The organism is Pseudoalteromonas sp. NZS11_1 (assembly GCF_015864275.1).
GTDB classification, from domain to species: domain Bacteria; phylum Pseudomonadota; class Gammaproteobacteria; order Enterobacterales; family Alteromonadaceae; genus Pseudoalteromonas; species Pseudoalteromonas arctica.
Genome location: NZ_JADYXK010000031.1, coordinates 1 through 15,650 on the forward strand (window position 1 = coordinate 1; position 15,650 = coordinate 15,650).

Consider the following 15,650-nt stretch of genomic DNA (forward strand, 5'->3'; position numbering starts at 1 on the left):
CCCACACAGATGATTGCTTTATATTGTTAAAGAACGTTTTGAGTCGCTTTAGCGTCTCAAGGGATGCGAATAATACACCCTTTATTTTTCGAGTCAACACTTAGTTTTAAACTTTCTTTTTGGAAGATTTAAAACCGAAGTTTTACTTAACTCTCTGAGTAGTTCGTGCCTCGCTATGCGTTGGCGTTTCCTGTCTCAGTGGGGTCGCATTATAGGGAGATTCGAGCGGGGGTCAATGTTTTATTTCAGCTTTTTGACAATTAAATGAATTTAGTATGAAAGCTATACAAATAAAGGGCTGCAGGATACTTTTAGTTTAAAAAACACTCATAATTTATGTATCAATTGATGATGTATTAGTAAGGTTTAAACTAAGCTGTATGTTAAACAAACAACACACAGCTTTATTTAAAATTAAAGATTTATTTAGATGCTATTTCCCATACGGCAATAGAGCCTGATATTTCATTTCCAACAATTAAGAGTGGATTTCCTGTTGCACTTTGCTCTGCTGAAACGAATACCATTCCTTCAGGTGCCAAATCGCCTGTAATATTCGCTCCTTTAATTAAGCCTCTATTATAGAAGTAGTCTTCAAATTGCACATTGTATGGATTAGTAATGTCGTAAACCATAATACCGCCCATACGTTCTAATCCAACAAAAGCAAATGTACGATCGTCAATTTTACCAATAGTCAGCGCTTCAGGCTCTGCGCCTTTATCATCTGAACGTGAGTCACCTTTGTTTTCATCTTCATTATTGTTAAATGATTCACCATGCACAGATGCTGTTATACGTGCTATATCGTCACCTGAATCAAAAACCACCAGCCCATTGCTATCCCAAATAGTAAAAGAACGTGCGCCATAGCCGTAAAGCGATTCGTATTGCCCGTCGTTATTGGTATCGCCTTTTATTGTTGTTACTTTTAAGCGACCAATATCATCATCGTCATTATTTAAGTAATCAAAATTAGTAGCAAGCGTTAAGTCTTCAACGCGGCTCTCATCTATATAAGCTAAGCAGCCATCGTCTTTATCGAAATCAAGCCCGCCCTTTGCTATACAGTCTGCTTCATCCGTTGTATCAAAAAAGTATTCTCTTGCGTCACCTTCGTTGGCAGTAACTATAAAGTTAGCGCCTTTCCAACTAAAGCTTGAGATAGTATCGGGCTGGTAAATACCATAGAGCCCTGGGTATGATTTAAAATTAACGCCGCCGTCTTTATCTGAGGCATCAAGTTGTAAGCTTGACCAATCTTTAAAGCCTAAGCCCTTTAGCTCAAGACTGTTGTCTTGTAGGTTAACTATTGCAAGTGCATTGTTTTCTTGAATAGATACATAAGCATATTTGTTATCTTTAGAAATGCTAACGTACTCGGGCTCTAAATCCATAGCTACTGTGGTATTTATTAGATTACCGTTAATAGTACGACCATTTGGGTTTGCAAAAACGACCCCTTGCGCTTCTAGTTCGGTTTGTTTGTTGTTATAGGCTTTAAAATCAATATTTATTGCTGTATCGGCTATTACATTATTTGTTATATCGATAATACTAATAGAACCTTCAGGATCTACGCTGTAGTCGCCACTTGGTTCACCTTCGTTAGCAACCACTGCCTTTGCGCCATCATGGGTGAACGTCACCATGTCTGGTAAAAATCCGACTGTAACATTTTTAATAAATACAGGTGAGTCGCCGCTTATATCGTAAAAAGCAATTTGACCTGTATCACCCGTGCTTTCAGCAGCCATTGCCACTGCAAGTAGATTGTTATTTTCATCAATAGCAATGCTGTTTGCATCGCCTTGGGTATGCTCGTTTAAAGGCAACGTAATAACGGATGTTAAATTTGTGGCGCTGATAACCCCTTCGTTATCTTTAACGAGTGCGGCAGTATCAAAGGTGTCGGCGGGTAAAATATTAACAACAGCGTCATCACCTGAACTGTTAATAGCGTAAATCCATTTTTTAGATGCTTGATATGCAACTATTTCAGCTGCACCTTCTGGGCTTTGTGCATTTAATACACCTCTACCCACAAGGTTAATATTTAATGCTGAATTGGCATTTATACCATTTAACCCATTAGTCCCACCTGTGCCTTGTTCTCCCTGTAATCCTTGAGAGCCGTTTTGACCATCGTCACCATCAAGTGAGCAACCAGTAAGAACAGATATAAGTGACAGCGCAATAATTGATTTTTTAAACATGTAATTTTCCTTAGTATTGTATTTGCTAAATATCAACACACAGGCATGACAAGATTATGGCAGTTTTAATACACCCCCTCAGTCTAAGTAATTAGCTTATACGCTAGCGGAGTTATTAAAATTAAAGCGGCCGTATAACCAAGAATTTTTACAGTAGGGGAATAATCTCGTTTAATTGCAACCCCTAGCAAAGGTCTAAGTACATCAATACGTGTAATACCCCATGTAATAACACCGCAAAAAGACCAAGTCCCTGTAATAATAATTAATGGTTCAGCAACAGGCCCTAAACTTAAAGGCTGTAGTAAAAAACACAAAATAATCAAAATGCTTTGATGCAATAAATAAAAGGGAAACACCCATACATTGAGCTGTTTTAAATAGTAAGTATTAAAATTTAAAAATCGGTGAGCGAACGCAAGTACAAAAAATACACCTACAACACGTTGAATATTGTAGCTACCGATTAAAATAAAATGAGGAAGAGTAAACACCTTCTGATAACTTAATATTATAAGTACAAACAAAACCGCAAAACTCAAAGCCAGTAATACCAAGTTTTTATTTAAGCAGTTCCAAAAGTAAGTGTTTTTAGCAAGTATGTATCCTGAGAGTAGCAGTATTAAGCCGTTAGTCTCTCTGATTGAATCGCCAGTTAAGTAATGGCTTGTAAATAGTTTGGCAATAATGAGCAAGGTAATTAAAAACCCAAATGACATACCCCCTTTAACAAATGTTTTTAAAGGCGCAATAAAGGGCAAGCGTGCAAAAAGAGTTAAAACAATAATGATCAGCATAAATTGCCACAACGAGCGCAAATACCATAAGTGATTTACATCCACATTCGGCCACACTCCAGACTGATAATTAATAAAAAGCGTATTGTTCGTCTCTATAAAAGCTAAATAAAATTGCCAATAGCTAATATCAATAACACCTTGCTGCGACATTTCTGCAAACAGCTGAAAAGGCACTATTAGCCATAATCCCACCAGCAAGGGTAATAGTAAAAAAATGGAACGATTTAAAGTGAACAATAACCAAGGCTTAAAGCCGCTTACTTTATCAATCATAAAACGCAGTGCTACGCCCGATATAAACCAAATGAGCAACATGCGCCAAGGTGAAAACACCAACATTAAATATTCAACATACTGTGATGTATAATTACTTTTAAAATGAAATCCCCAGTTTTCGCTATACAACATGCCAATGTGATAAAAAATTAGCGACGCAAATGCGATTATCCTAAGCCAATCAAGATAATATTTACGCGAATTAACTAATGAAGGTTGTTGTACTTGAGTGCTCATGCTTTTACTACTTTATGTATGTTATGCGTTATTCATACCTAAAGCTCTCGCTAAAACTATCTATAAGTGCTTATATTACAAGCAATAGTGATAAAAGGTGGTATACAGGGATAAGCGTGCCACATCAGCAATAAGCATATATTTATGAACCTACAGCACTTTCAACGTTTTCAAAGCATTTACGCATCAGTATTACTGTGTGCTTACGTATTAATTAATAATACAGTAAACGCTACAACCCAAATAATGGAAGCCCAAAGAGAGGGTGTTTTAACATTTTTAATGTGGGAACCTTTTGTTTGGGAGTATTCAAGTGCCTTGAGTACTTTGCTTATATTCCCTATTTTAATTTGGTTTTTAAGATACTTACCTTTTAATTGGCAAAACATTACAGCCTCATTAGGTATGTACTTTGGTGCCTCTATTATATTCAGCGTGTTACACGTTGGTATTATGGTAGGGGTTCGTAAATTCATATATTTGTTGAATGATGGGTCTTACAACTTTGGACTTAGTTGGTTTGAGCTTATTTATGAATACCAGAAAGATGCTATAAGCTTTGTATTTTTCATCGTACTTATCAAAGTATATCAATATGTGGTGCAGCAATTATTAGGTGAAGCTTCTTCAATTGAAGAAAGTGAGCAGCAAACAACATCGACCATAAATCGCTTATTGGTTAAAAAGCTCGGAAAAGAATTCATTATAAAAATAGAGGATGTTGATTGGCTTGAATCGTCGGGTAATTATGTAAACCTACATATAGGCTCACGTATATATCCTTTAAGGGCAACGCTTACAGCATTGAGCAAACAACTTGAAGTGCAGGGGTTTTGTAGAATTCACCGCAGCCATGGCGTAAAACTCGATAAAGTGGAGTCCATTACAGCACTCCCCAGTGGCGACAGTGAAATAAAACTAACAACAGGTAAAGTACTTAACTTGTCTAGACGCTATAAAGAGCAATTTAAACTTCAGCTAAAATAAAAAAGGCTACCTAAGTAGCCTCTATTGTTATTTTTTAACTGGGCGTTTCCAACCCGTTAAATTACGCTGTTTAGAGCGTGCTATTGCTAATTGGTCATCTTCAACGGTACTGGTGATCACAGAGCCTGCACCAATTGTTGCAGTTGCGCCTATATTTACTGGGGCAACGAGTGATGAATTAGAACCAATAAAGGCATTATCGCCAATAATAGTTTTTGCTTTGTTAACACCATCGTAGTTACAGGTAATAGTGCCAGCGCCAATATTCACTTTTTCGCCAATTTCAGCATCACCTAAATAACTTAAGTGGTTGGCTTTAGAGCCTTTACCTAGACGGGTTTTTTTCATCTCAACAAAGTTACCAATGTGTGAGTCTTCTTCCATTACAGCGCCTGGGCGAAGGCGAGCATAAGGACCAAGCGTACACTTATCTGCAACTGTGGCATCTTCAATCAGTGTATTAGCTTTAATAATAACGTTATCACCAATACTACAATTTTTAAGGACACAGTTAGGACCTATTTGTACATTATTACCAAGCGTGACCGTGCCTTCAAAAATAACGTTTACGTCGATAAGTACATCTTCACCGGTGGTAACTGTTCCTCGCACATCAATACGCGCAGGGTCAGCAAGTGTTGCGCCATTTAACATTAACTCTTCTGCTTGCCATGCTTGGTAAGCGCGCTCTAAGCCTGCAAGTTGTACGCGGTTATTTGCGCCCTCAACTTCCATTGCATGGTCTGGCTGAGCTGAAGTGATTTCTACGCCTTCACTGTGAGCCATTGCAACGATATCTGTTAAGTAGTACTCGCCTTGTGCATTATTGTTAGATAAGTTACCTAACCATGTTTTTAATAGCTTACCGTTAACAGCCATAATGCCTGTATTTACTTCGTTAATAAGTAACTGCTCTGGACTTGAATCTTTTTGCTCAACAATACCAACTAACTTACCACCGGCACGAAGCATTCGACCATAGCCATTTGGGTTTACCAAATTTACCGTTAATACAGCTAAACCATTTTTAGGTGTTGCGGCTAATAAACGCTCTAGTGTTGATTGTTTTGTTAGTGGTACATCACCGTATAAAATTAATACCGTGTCTTCATCATTAACATGAGAGTTGGCTTGCGCTACTGCGTGGCCAGTACCAAGTTGTTCAGCTTGAAGTACCCAATTTACATTGTTATCGGCAAGTTGTTGTTGTAATAGTTCGCCGCCGTGTCCGTAAACTAGGTTTGTAGTCGTTGCACCTAATGCCATCGCATTATCAATAACGTGCTGCACCATTGGTTTACCTGCAACTTTGTGCAAAACTTTAGGTAGAGCAGAGCGCATACGAGTACCTTTACCCGCAGCAAGAATAATAGTTGTTAGAGCCATTAAAACAATTTCCTTTTTTCGTTGTTTTAGCTAAATAAGTCTTATGTTTGATCAGAAGATTACGTAAATCACTTCTTGTGCAAATACTCAGTAGGTTAGTTTATTAGTACTGAATCTTGACTGAAAAAACACACTTAATTGGATGACGTTATTGTAGCGAGGATTCCGGCAGGATATAAGTGTAAAAGTGTAGATAATAATCGGACTAAGGTATTTAGTGTAAATACAAAAGTAACAGGCACAAAAAAGCCCACTTAAAGTGGGCTTTTTACAAACCGGATAGGCTTACTTGTGACGTAATTGCTGAATTACGCGTAACTGAGCAACTGCTTCTGCCAGTCGCGTAGCCGCTTGCTGATAATCAAACTCAACAGCTGACGAATTCGCCATATGTTCTTCAGCTTCACGTTTAGCTTTTTGTACAGAATCTTCATCTAAATCTTCACCACGAACCGCAGTATCTGCAAGAATCGTGATGTGATTTGGTTGAACTTCTAATGTACCGCCAGCAACATATATCACATCTTCGTGACCAAATTGCTTAACTAAACGTACCATACCAGGTTTAAGGGCAGTTAGTAGTGGAGCATGGCCTAGGTTTACACCCAGCTCGCCTTCACTACCAGATACTTGAATCGATTCAACAAGACCAGAGAACAAACTCTGCTCAGCGCTTACTACGTCAAGATGTACAGTCATAGCTGTCATACTACCCTCCTAGTTACATGCCTTTGGCTTTTTCTTGAGCTTCTTCGATAGAGCCAACCATGTAGAACGCTTGCTCTGGCATATCATCAAATTCACCGTTTAAGATGCCTTTAAAGCCAGAAATTGTATCTTTCAGTGATACGTATTTACCAGACGCGCCTGTAAACACCTCTGCCACGAAGAATGGCTGAGATAGGAAACGTTGGATTTTACGTGCACGAGATACAAGTTGCTTATCTTCGTCAGAAAGCTCGTCCATACCTAGGATTGCAATGATGTCTTTAAGTTCTTTATAACGCTGAAGAACTGTTTGAACGCCACGTGCTGTATCGTAGTGCTCTTGACCAATTACTTGTGGGTCAAGTTGACGTGAAGATGAATCAAGTGGGTCTACCGCTGGGTAGATACCAAGTGATGCGATATCACGTGAAAGTACTACTGTTGCGTCTAAGTGAGCAAAGGTAGTTGCTGGAGATGGATCCGTTAAATCATCCGCAGGTACGTATACCGCTTGGATTGATGTAATTGAACCCGTCTTAGTAGAAGCGATACGCTCTTGAAGCACACCCATTTCTTCAGCAAGTGTAGGCTGGTAACCTACCGCTGATGGCATACGACCAAGTAGTGCAGATACTTCTGTACCAGCAAGAGTATAACGGTAGATGTTATCTACGAAGAAAAGTACATCGCGACCTTCATCACGGAACTTTTCAGCCATAGTAAGACCTGTTAACGCTACGCGTAAACGGTTACCTGGAGGCTCGTTCATCTGACCGTATACAAGCGATACTTTATCAAGTACGTTTGAATCGTTCATCTCATGGTAGAAATCGTTACCCTCACGTGTACGCTCACCAACACCTGCGAATACTGAGTAGCCGCTGTGCTCGATTGCGATGTTACGGATAAGTTCCATCATGTTTACAGTTTTACCAACACCGGCACCACCGAATAAACCAACTTTACCACCTTTAGCAAACGGACATACAAGGTCGATAACCTTGATACCAGTTTCTAAAAGTTCAACTGAACTTGATTGCTCTTCGTATGAAGGTGCTGCACGGTGAATAGACATACGGTCTTCTTCGCCGATTGGACCCGCTTCATCGATTGGCTCACCAAGTACGTTCATGATACGACCAAGTGTTGCTTTACCAACTGGAACTTGAATCGATTCACCTGTATTCATAACTAAAGCACTACGACGTAAACCATCAGTAGTACCCATAGCGATAGTACGCACTACACCGCCACCTAGCTGTTGTTGAACTTCTAGAGTCAAACCAGCTAAATCGCCATCTGTTACTCTTAGTGCGTGGTATACCGCTGGCACGCTATCTTGTGGAAATTCAATATCCACAACGGCGCCGATAATTTGGACGACCTTACCTAAACTCATGTCTATTCCTCTCGTTAATCTTTACCCGAAGCATTAAACTGCTGCTGAGCCAGAACAAATCTCACTAATTTCTTGTGTGATTGCTGCTTGGCGAGCCTTGTTATAAACAAGCTGTAGCTCGTCCATAAGGTCACCTGCGTTATCAGTTGCAGCTTTCATTGCAACCATACGAGCAGCCTGTTCAGAGGCAGCATTTTCTACCACACCTTGGTATGCTTGAGACTCAATAAAGCGTACTAACAAAGACTCTAAAATAGCCTCTGGATTTGGCTCGTATAAGTAATCCCATGTGTGAGCAGATACTTCTTCTTCAGCTTTTGGCAAAGGGAGTAACTGATCTATAATTGGCTCTTGCCTCATGGTATTAACGAATTTGTTATATACCAAGAATAAACGGTCTATTTTGCCTTCAGAAAATGCATCAAGCATAACTTTTACAGGACCAATAACGTCTTGTACTGAAGGTTTATCTCCTAGGCCCGCTTTTTTAGCGAGTAGTTGACCACCAAAACGTTGAAAGAAGCCAGCTGCTTTACTACCTAAAGTAGCAAATTCAGCATCAACACCTTTTTCTTTCCACGCTTTAACATCAAGTGCAACTTTCTTAAACTCGTTTGAGTTTAGACCGCCACACAGACCACGGTCTGTAGAGATAACAATATAACCAACTCGTTTCACTTCACGATCTTTTAAGAACGGGTGAGTAAAATCAAGATTTGCTTGAGCAACACGACCAATTACTTCACGTAATTTGTCAGCGTATGGACGGCTTGAAGCAACGCGTTCTTGCGCCCTTTTCATTTTAGACGCAGCAACCATTTCCATTGCGCTAGTGATCTTTTGAGTATTTTTAATACTCCCGATCTTGCTTTTAATCTCTTTTCCGCTGGCCATGACTCTCTCTCCGAATCAAGGTGTGCTTTAGTTTCCTAAAGCGCACCATTAATAACTAAATTACCAAGTTTGCGTAGACTTGAACTTCGTTAGAAGTTCTTTAAGCTGCGCTTCGATCTCGGCATTCAAGTTACCAGTTTCATTGATTTGAGCCACAAGCTCTGCGTATGTGCTATTTGCATACGAAAGTAAAGCTGCTTCAAAGTCACCGATTTTCGCGATTTCGATGTCTTGAAGGAAGCCTTTTTCAGCAGCAAATAACGACAAAGACATATCAGCAACAGACATTGGCGCGTACTGTTTCTGCTTCATTAGCTCTGTTACACGCTCACCATGCTCAAGTTGAGCACGAGTTGCATCATCAAGGTCAGACGCGAACTGCGAAAACGCAGCTAATTCACGGTACTGAGCTAGGGCTAGACGAATACCGCCACCTAGTTTCTTAACGATTTTAGTTTGTGCAGCACCACCAACACGCGATACCGAGATACCAGCATTTACTGCCGGACGGATACCTGAGTTGAATAAGTCAGTTTCTAAGAAGATCTGACCATCGGTGATAGAGATAACGTTAGTCGGTACGAACGCAGAAACGTCGCCGCCTTGAGTTTCAATGATTGGCAATGCCGTCAATGAACCAGTTTTACCTTTCACTTCACCATTAGTGAACTTTTCAACGTAATCTGCGTTTACACGCGATGCACGCTCTAAAAGACGAGAGTGAAGATAGAATACGTCACCTGGGTATGCTTCACGGCCTGGTGGACGCTTAAGTAGTAATGAAATTTGACGGTAAGCAACTGCTTGCTTAGACAAATCATCATATACGATTAATGCGTTTTCACCACGGTCACGGAAGTATTCACCCATAGTACAGCCCGCGAACGGTGCTAAGTACTGAAGTGCCGCAGATTCAGAAGCAGATGCAACAACTACGATAGTATTTGCTAGTGCACCATGCTCTTCTAATTTACGAACTACGTTTGCAATAGTAGATGCTTTTTGACCAATCGCAACGTACACACACTTAACGCCTGTGTCTTTTTGATTGATGATTGCATCGATTGCTAGTGCAGTTTTACCTGTTTGGCGATCCCCAATGATAAGTTCACGTTGACCACGACCAACTGGAATCATCGCATCAATAGATTTATAACCAGTTTGAACTGGCTCATCTACAGATTTACGCTCGATTACACCCGGTGCAATTTTTTCTACAGGTTCAAACCCGTCGTTATCTAGAGCGCCTTTACCATCGATTGGAGCACCTAGTGTGTTTACAACACGACCAAGTAAACCAGGACCAACAGGAACTTCTAAAATACGACCAGTTGTATATACTTTTACGCCTTCAGTAAGGTCAGCGTACGGACCCATTACTACTGCACCAATTGAGTCGCGCTCAAGGTTTAGTGCGATAGCATAACGGCTGCCAGGAAGCTCAATCATTTCACCTTGCATACAGTCAGCAAGACCGTGGATGCGGATGATACCGTCAGTAACAGATACAATAGTACCTTCGTTACGAGCTTCACTTACAACTTCGAACTTCTCAATACGTTGTTTGATCAGATCTGAAATTTCAGTGGAATTAAGTTGCATGCTCTTTTTCCCAATTACGATTGTAGTGTTGTAGCTAAGCGGTTTAATTTACCGCGAATAGTACCGTCGATTACAGTGTCGCCAGACCTAATAATAAGTCCACCAACCACTGACGCGTCTTCACTACAATTCAGCTTAACTTTGCGTGCGAAACGTTTTTCAAGTGCCGCTACCAATGACTCTTGTTGCGCAGCAACAAGAGGAGTTGCAGAAATCACATCTACTTCGATTTCTTTATCGTATTCTGCTTTAAATTCAGCAAATAACTGTGCAACTTCAGGTAGAGCTGTCAAACGTCCATTTTCAGCCATCACCTTAACTAGGTTCTGACCTTGTTCGTTGAGCTGCTCAGCACAAAGTTGAATAAATAATTCAGCTTGTGCAGTAGCTGTAGGCATACTCGCTAAAACAGACGATGCTTGCTCATTGCTGGCTACATGGCCTGCAAAGAACAACATATCATTCCAGCTTTCTAGAGTGCCTTTCTCAACGGCAAGTTCAAAAGCCGCTTTAGCGTATGGGCGAGCGATAGTAGTCAAATTAGACATGCTCATACCCTCCTAATTACAGCTCAGCGACAAGTTTTTCAACGATGTCACTATGTGCGGCTTGATTAATTTCACGCTCTAAAATACGTTCTGCGCCAATCACTGCCAGAGTTGCTACTTGCTTACGTAGTTCTTCTGTTATGCGATTACGTTCAGACTCAACTTCAGAGTGCCCTTGAGCAATGATACTTTCACGCTCTTGTTGACCACGAAGTGTTTCTTCGTCAACAATTAGCACTGCACGCTTTTTAGCTTGATCAATGATATCAGCCGCTTGAGCTTTTGCATCTTTAAGCTGTTCAGCAGCTTTCTTTTGCGCAAGTTCTAAGTCTTTTTCGGCTCTATCAGAGGCAGCTAAACCATCTTCGATTTTTTTCTGGCGAGCTTCAATTGCACCGTTTAGTGGTGGCCATACGTATTTCATACAAAATAATACGAACACCGTAAACGCAATCAATTCACCGATAAGAGTGGCGTTTAAATTCACAACCGCTCCTCCTTAAATAGTAAGCTGTTCAAAGAATAAAATTAAAGTACGAACAACAATACCATAGCGATACCAACACCAATCATTGCTACAGCATCGATTAGACCAGCAAGAATAAACATCTTAACTTGTAGCGAAGGTGCAAGCTCAGGTTGACGCGCACATGCTTCAAGGAATTTACCGCCCATGTTACCAAAGCCGATTGCTGTGCCGATTGCACCAAAACCGATTAGTAAAGCTACTGCGATGTATTTTAAGCCTGTTAATAATTCTAAAGCTTCCATTTATTTCTCCAAAGTTTCAATTGTAAAGTTAAAAGTAAAAGTAAAATTGTAAATCTAAAAATTAGTGATTATCTGAACTTGCCATGCTTAGGTATACAATCGTAAGCATCATGAATAAGAATGCTTGTAATGTAATAACTAGAATATGGAATACTGCCCAAACAAAGTGCAACGGTAGTTGCATAAAACCGATAGCGCCGATCAAGATGAAAATCAACTCACCCGCATATAAGTTACCAAACAAACGTAGTGCTAATGAAAACGGTTTAGAAACGAGTGCAATCAGTTCAAGTAATAAGTTAAATGGTATCAAAATAATTTGAACGAACACGTTATTTGAGTTGAACGGATGAAGCGTTAACTCTTTAATAAACCCGCCAATACCTTTTATTTTGATTGAAAAGCCAACCATTAGTATAAATACACCCAGCGCTAGCGCTGAAGTCATATTAATGTCAGTCGTTGGTACAATTTTCATGTACACATCGTGTGAATCCATACCAAATGCAGTCTCACCAACGAAACCTGCAAGTGCTGGAATGAAATCAACTGGTATTAAATCCATTAAGTTCATTAAGAACACCCAAACGAAAATCGTTAAGGCTAATGGTGCAATAAGCTTGCTTTTACCATGGAAAGTATCGCGTACGTTGTCGCCAACAAATTCTACGATTATTTCAATAAAACACTGAAATTTTCCAGGTACACCTAGTGTTGATTTTTTAGCGGCACTACGAAAGATCCATAAAAATATAAGACCTAAACCGATAGACCATGCAAGGGTATCTATATGCCATGTCCAGAATCCACTGTCCGTACATGCTTTATTGAAGGCGAGACCTGTATCGGTCGAACACATCTTAGCATTGGTCAAATGGTGCTGGATATGGCCAGATAGAGTAACTTCTTCTGCTGCCATGTTATATCCCAAAAGTTAATGTTTAAAAAAAACGGGTGCGAACAATCCAGTAAAGAGCGCCAGTATATAAGTACTAAAAAAGGGTAATAAAATTACCGGAAAATGCTTCAGTACCAGCGCAAACAATACAATTGTTAGCATAAACTTTAATCCGTTGCCGCGTTTCAACGAGGCATACGCTTGATTTGCTCGACTTGCACCCATATATCTGAATGCATAAAGTGCAAATACAAAGTGCGGAAGTACTGCTACAGCTCCACCAGCGAGTGATGAAAGCGAGGCATTGACTCCCGAACTAAAAAAAATAATTACAGCAGCAACTAATGCTACAACACCCTGAAGGCAAATTAACTTTAATACGGCAAGTCGATATGGACTCGCTAACTTATCAGTCACGTTTAGTTAACCTTTATTGCGTTCTAATTGTTAGGGTGTGAAAACTGGCGAAATTATACTTAATCCTGCCAGTTTTGCAACTTGAGTAGATGCTTTGTAACACGAAATAGCTACAAATGTCCCTTTTTAGACATGTAGAAAACTAATGGTGGGTATTGTCGTGATTGATACGATTTAAAATGCCGTCAAGTTCATCTAGGTTAGTATACGAAATAACCAGTTTACCTTTGCCTTTTTTATTGTAGTTAATCTCTACTTTAGCACCTAGATTTTCAGCGAGTTGTTGTTCTAACTGCTTAACATCTGGATCTTTTTCGGTTATTTCTTTAGCAGGTAAAGGTTCTATAATTGAACGTACGAGCTTTTCAGTTTCTCGAACTGTTAATGCTTTAGCTACAGCTAAACGAGCAGCATCTGACTGCGCTTCACCTTCAAGTGCTAACAGGCAACGAGCATGGCCCATTTCAATATCGCCATGCTCTAACAGAATCTTTACATCGTTATTTAAGTTATTTAAACGCAGTAAGTTAGTTACAGTCGTACGTGATTTACCCACTGCATCGGCTACTTGCTGATGTGTTAACTCAAATTCTATTAGTAAACGATTAAGTGCAACCGCTTCTTCCATGGCATTTAAGTCTTCACGCTGAATGTTTTCTATCAGTGCAATCGCAACGGCAGCTTCATCAGGTACATCTTTAATAATACACGGTACTGTTTCAAGCTTAGCTATTTGCGCTGCGCGCCAACGACGCTCACCAGCAATAATCTCAAAGCTATTGTGTGCAATAGGGCGCACAACAATAGGTTGAATAATACCTTGTGAGCGAATAGAACTAGCAAGCTCTTCTAGCGCCTCTTCAGACATGTCTTTACGAGGTTGGTATTTACCAGAGTGTAAGAACTCTATTGGGAGTTTTTGTAATTCACTATTATTAGCCGCGGCATTTTGCATAGCCTCAGAAACGTTTGATGTGTCTTGTTCCTTGCTTGGGCTTGGTGCAGGCTTTGACGAACTTAAAAGTGCATCGAGTCCTCGGCCTAAACCTCGTTTTTTAGCAGACATGTTATTTTTTTACCTCAAAGTTAGGCGACAACGGACGCTGTTTTTTCTTTTCTGCGTAACATTTCACCAGCGAGTGCTAAATACGCTTTAGCGCCACTTGATGCCCGGTCATAGTACATAGCAGGAGTACCAAAACTGGGTGCTTCAGCTAAACGAACATTACGCGGGATCACCGTACGGTATACTTTATCGCCAAAATGTTGTTTTAATTGTTCTGATACATCATTTGCCAAACGGTTACGCGGGTCGTACATAGTACGAAGTATGCCTTCAATTTGTAAGCTAGGATTCACTAACTTAGCAAGTTGCGTAATCGTATCCATTAATGCGGTTAACCCTTCAAGTGCATAATACTCACACTGCATTGGCACTAAAATAGAATCAGCTGCGGCCATTGCATTAACAGTTAACATATTTAGAGAGGGTGGACAGTCGATAAAAATAAATTCGTACTGGTCCTGAATTTTTTCAAGTGCGTTACGTAAACGCACTTCACGGGCAAATAATTCCATCAATTTAACTTCTGCAGCGGTTACATCACCGTTTGCAGCAATCATGTGGTATTCACCAGACGTTTCTTTGATGATAACGTCTTCTATAGGTTTATCTTCAATAAGTAAGTCGTAAATAGTTGGCACGTCGCCATACTTATCTACGCCACTACCCATAGTCGCATTACCTTGCGGATCGAGATCAATTAACAGCACTTTACGTTTCGTTGCAGCCATAGACGCAGCGAGGTTAACAGCGGTTGTAGTTTTACCCACTCCACCTTTTTGATTTGCTAATGCGATGACTTTTGCCACGGTGTCTCTGATCCCTAGTCTTTAGAAAGAATAATTAAATGTCGTTGTGCATCTAAATTAGGTACTTCTAATGCAATTTTTTGCTCAAACTTAACGCCTGCAGGTAGTGACTCTAGCTCTTCGCTAGGGAACACGCCTTTAAGTGCTATAAATTTACCCGAATGATCGATTAAGTGCGAACACCAGTCAACCATATCTTGTAATGAAGCAAAAGCACGACTTAGTACGCCGTCTAATTTAACACTTGGTTGATATTCTTCAACTCTTGACTGAACCGGGGTTACATTATCAAGACCAAGCTCATGTTTAACATGCATTAAAAATCGTACACGTTTACCTAAGCTATCTAATAACACAAAATGTGTATTAGGTAATGCAATTGCTAATACGATACCCGGTAATCCGGGACCCGTTCCAACATCAATATAATGATGACCGGGTAAGTAAGGCGCAACAACTAAGCTATCCATAATATGCTTAATCATCATTTCTTCAGGTAAGCGTACTGAGGTTAAGTTATAAGCCTTATTCCACTTATTCAATAACTCGACGTAACGAACTAGCTGTTGCTGTTGTTTTTCTGTTAGCGCAATATCAGTTTGCGCTAACAATGTAGTTAATTGTTGCTGTAACACTATG

The 15,650-nt window shown here is 40.0% G+C and carries 16 protein-coding genes; 1 reads left to right on the forward strand and 15 read right to left on the reverse strand.

What is annotated here, in order from left to right:
• Nucleotides 1-422: 422 nt before the first annotated feature.
• Both I6F44_RS17095 and I6F44_RS17100 read right to left on the reverse strand, forming a co-directional pair.
• Complete coding sequence (locus tag I6F44_RS17095) at nucleotides 423-2,216, reverse strand: choice-of-anchor I family protein (RefSeq protein ID WP_197174248.1); 1,794 nt, start codon at nucleotides 2,214-2,216, stop codon at nucleotides 423-425.
• An 83-nt stretch (nucleotides 2,217-2,299) separates the two neighbouring features.
• Entirely contained in the window at nucleotides 2,300-3,529 is a 1,230-nt protein-coding gene (locus tag I6F44_RS17100; protein ID WP_121953904.1) for an acyltransferase family protein, read from the reverse strand.
• A 144-nt stretch (nucleotides 3,530-3,673) separates the two neighbouring features.
• On the opposite strand from I6F44_RS17100, the gene I6F44_RS17105 reads away from it, so the two are divergent.
• Nucleotides 3,674-4,516 (forward strand): LytR/AlgR family response regulator transcription factor, encoded by an 843-nt coding sequence (locus tag I6F44_RS17105; protein ID WP_121953905.1) that lies wholly within the window; start codon nucleotides 3,674-3,676, stop codon nucleotides 4,514-4,516.
• A 27-nt stretch (nucleotides 4,517-4,543) separates the two neighbouring features.
• Here the strand turns inward: I6F44_RS17105 and glmU are convergent, their stop codons facing one another.
• The 13 genes from glmU to rsmG all read right to left on the reverse strand — a co-directional run bounded on the left by glmU (nucleotide 4,544) and on the right by rsmG (nucleotide 15,646).
• Nucleotides 4,544-5,902 carry a bifunctional UDP-N-acetylglucosamine diphosphorylase/glucosamine-1-phosphate N-acetyltransferase GlmU gene (glmU, locus tag I6F44_RS17110; protein WP_101163105.1) on the reverse strand — a complete coding sequence of 453 codons (1,359 nt, stop codon included), beginning with the start codon at nucleotides 5,900-5,902 and terminating at the stop codon, nucleotides 4,544-4,546.
• Between the two features lie 285 nt (nucleotides 5,903-6,187).
• Nucleotides 6,188-6,610, reverse strand: coding sequence for a F0F1 ATP synthase subunit epsilon (locus tag I6F44_RS17115; RefSeq protein ID WP_007377666.1), 423 nt, complete (start codon nucleotides 6,608-6,610; stop codon nucleotides 6,188-6,190).
• A gap of 13 nt (nucleotides 6,611-6,623) precedes the next feature.
• Nucleotides 6,624-8,009, reverse strand: coding sequence for a F0F1 ATP synthase subunit beta (gene atpD / locus I6F44_RS17120; RefSeq protein WP_007585971.1), 1,386 nt, complete (start codon nucleotides 8,007-8,009; stop codon nucleotides 6,624-6,626).
• Between the two features lie 33 nt (nucleotides 8,010-8,042).
• Nucleotides 8,043-8,903 carry a F0F1 ATP synthase subunit gamma gene (gene atpG / locus I6F44_RS17125; RefSeq protein ID WP_007585974.1) on the reverse strand — a complete coding sequence of 287 codons (861 nt, stop codon included), beginning with the start codon at nucleotides 8,901-8,903 and terminating at the stop codon, nucleotides 8,043-8,045.
• Between the two features lie 60 nt (nucleotides 8,904-8,963).
• Nucleotides 8,964-10,505: a F0F1 ATP synthase subunit alpha gene (gene atpA / locus I6F44_RS17130; protein ID WP_007585976.1), complete on the reverse strand. Its 1,542-nt coding sequence runs from the start codon at nucleotides 10,503-10,505 to the stop codon at nucleotides 8,964-8,966.
• Nucleotides 10,506-10,519: 14 nt separating this feature from the next.
• Entirely contained in the window at nucleotides 10,520-11,053 is a 534-nt protein-coding gene (atpH, locus tag I6F44_RS17135; protein ID WP_007585978.1) for a F0F1 ATP synthase subunit delta, read from the reverse strand.
• 16 nt (nucleotides 11,054-11,069) lie between these two features.
• Nucleotides 11,070-11,540, reverse strand: coding sequence for a F0F1 ATP synthase subunit B (gene atpF / locus I6F44_RS17140; protein WP_004335264.1), 471 nt, complete (start codon nucleotides 11,538-11,540; stop codon nucleotides 11,070-11,072).
• 41 nt (nucleotides 11,541-11,581) lie between these two features.
• Nucleotides 11,582-11,824 (reverse strand): F0F1 ATP synthase subunit C, encoded by a 243-nt coding sequence (gene atpE / locus I6F44_RS17145; protein WP_007585980.1) that lies wholly within the window; start codon nucleotides 11,822-11,824, stop codon nucleotides 11,582-11,584.
• A gap of 61 nt (nucleotides 11,825-11,885) precedes the next feature.
• On the reverse strand, nucleotides 11,886-12,743 hold the full coding sequence (gene atpB / locus I6F44_RS17150; protein WP_121953907.1) for a F0F1 ATP synthase subunit A: 858 nt from the start codon (nucleotides 12,741-12,743) through the stop codon (nucleotides 11,886-11,888).
• Nucleotides 12,744-12,758: 15 nt separating this feature from the next.
• Nucleotides 12,759-13,139 (reverse strand): ATP synthase subunit I, encoded by a 381-nt coding sequence (locus tag I6F44_RS17155; protein ID WP_007585983.1) that lies wholly within the window; start codon nucleotides 13,137-13,139, stop codon nucleotides 12,759-12,761.
• A 142-nt stretch (nucleotides 13,140-13,281) separates the two neighbouring features.
• Nucleotides 13,282-14,205: a ParB/RepB/Spo0J family partition protein gene (locus I6F44_RS17160; RefSeq protein WP_121953908.1), complete on the reverse strand. Its 924-nt coding sequence runs from the start codon at nucleotides 14,203-14,205 to the stop codon at nucleotides 13,282-13,284.
• Between the two features lie 20 nt (nucleotides 14,206-14,225).
• On the reverse strand, nucleotides 14,226-15,011 hold the full coding sequence (locus I6F44_RS17165) for a ParA family protein (protein WP_004335235.1): 786 nt from the start codon (nucleotides 15,009-15,011) through the stop codon (nucleotides 14,226-14,228).
• A gap of 14 nt (nucleotides 15,012-15,025) precedes the next feature.
• Nucleotides 15,026-15,646, reverse strand: a complete 621-nt coding sequence (rsmG, locus tag I6F44_RS17170) for a 16S rRNA (guanine(527)-N(7))-methyltransferase RsmG (protein WP_121953909.1) — start codon at nucleotides 15,644-15,646, stop codon at nucleotides 15,026-15,028.
• Between the last annotated feature and the right edge of the window lie 4 nt (nucleotides 15,647-15,650).

Excerpts from the sequence above, each read along its gene's own strand:
- I6F44_RS17095 (WP_197174248.1), bottom strand. The coding sequence starts at position 2,216 with ATGTTTAAAAAATCAATTATTGCGCTGTCACTTATATCTGTTCTTACT.
- I6F44_RS17100 (WP_121953904.1), bottom strand. The coding sequence starts at position 3,529 with ATGAGCACTCAAGTACAACAACCTTCATTAGTTAATTCGCGTAAATAT.
- I6F44_RS17105 (WP_121953905.1), top strand. The coding sequence starts at position 3,674 with ATGAACCTACAGCACTTTCAACGTTTTCAAAGCATTTACGCATCAGTA.
- glmU (WP_101163105.1), bottom strand. The coding sequence starts at position 5,902 with ATGGCTCTAACAACTATTATTCTTGCTGCGGGTAAAGGTACTCGTATG.
- I6F44_RS17115 (WP_007377666.1), bottom strand. The coding sequence starts at position 6,610 with ATGACAGCTATGACTGTACATCTTGACGTAGTAAGCGCTGAGCAGAGT.
- atpD (WP_007585971.1), bottom strand. The coding sequence starts at position 8,009 with ATGAGTTTAGGTAAGGTCGTCCAAATTATCGGCGCCGTTGTGGATATT.
- atpG (WP_007585974.1), bottom strand. The coding sequence starts at position 8,903 with ATGGCCAGCGGAAAAGAGATTAAAAGCAAGATCGGGAGTATTAAAAAT.
- atpA (WP_007585976.1), bottom strand. The coding sequence starts at position 10,505 with ATGCAACTTAATTCCACTGAAATTTCAGATCTGATCAAACAACGTATT.
- atpH (WP_007585978.1), bottom strand. The coding sequence starts at position 11,053 with ATGTCTAATTTGACTACTATCGCTCGCCCATACGCTAAAGCGGCTTTT.
- atpE (WP_007585980.1), bottom strand. The coding sequence starts at position 11,824 with ATGGAAGCTTTAGAATTATTAACAGGCTTAAAATACATCGCAGTAGCT.
- atpB (WP_121953907.1), bottom strand. The coding sequence starts at position 12,743 with ATGGCAGCAGAAGAAGTTACTCTATCTGGCCATATCCAGCACCATTTG.
- I6F44_RS17160 (WP_121953908.1), bottom strand. The coding sequence starts at position 14,205 with ATGTCTGCTAAAAAACGAGGTTTAGGCCGAGGACTCGATGCACTTTTA.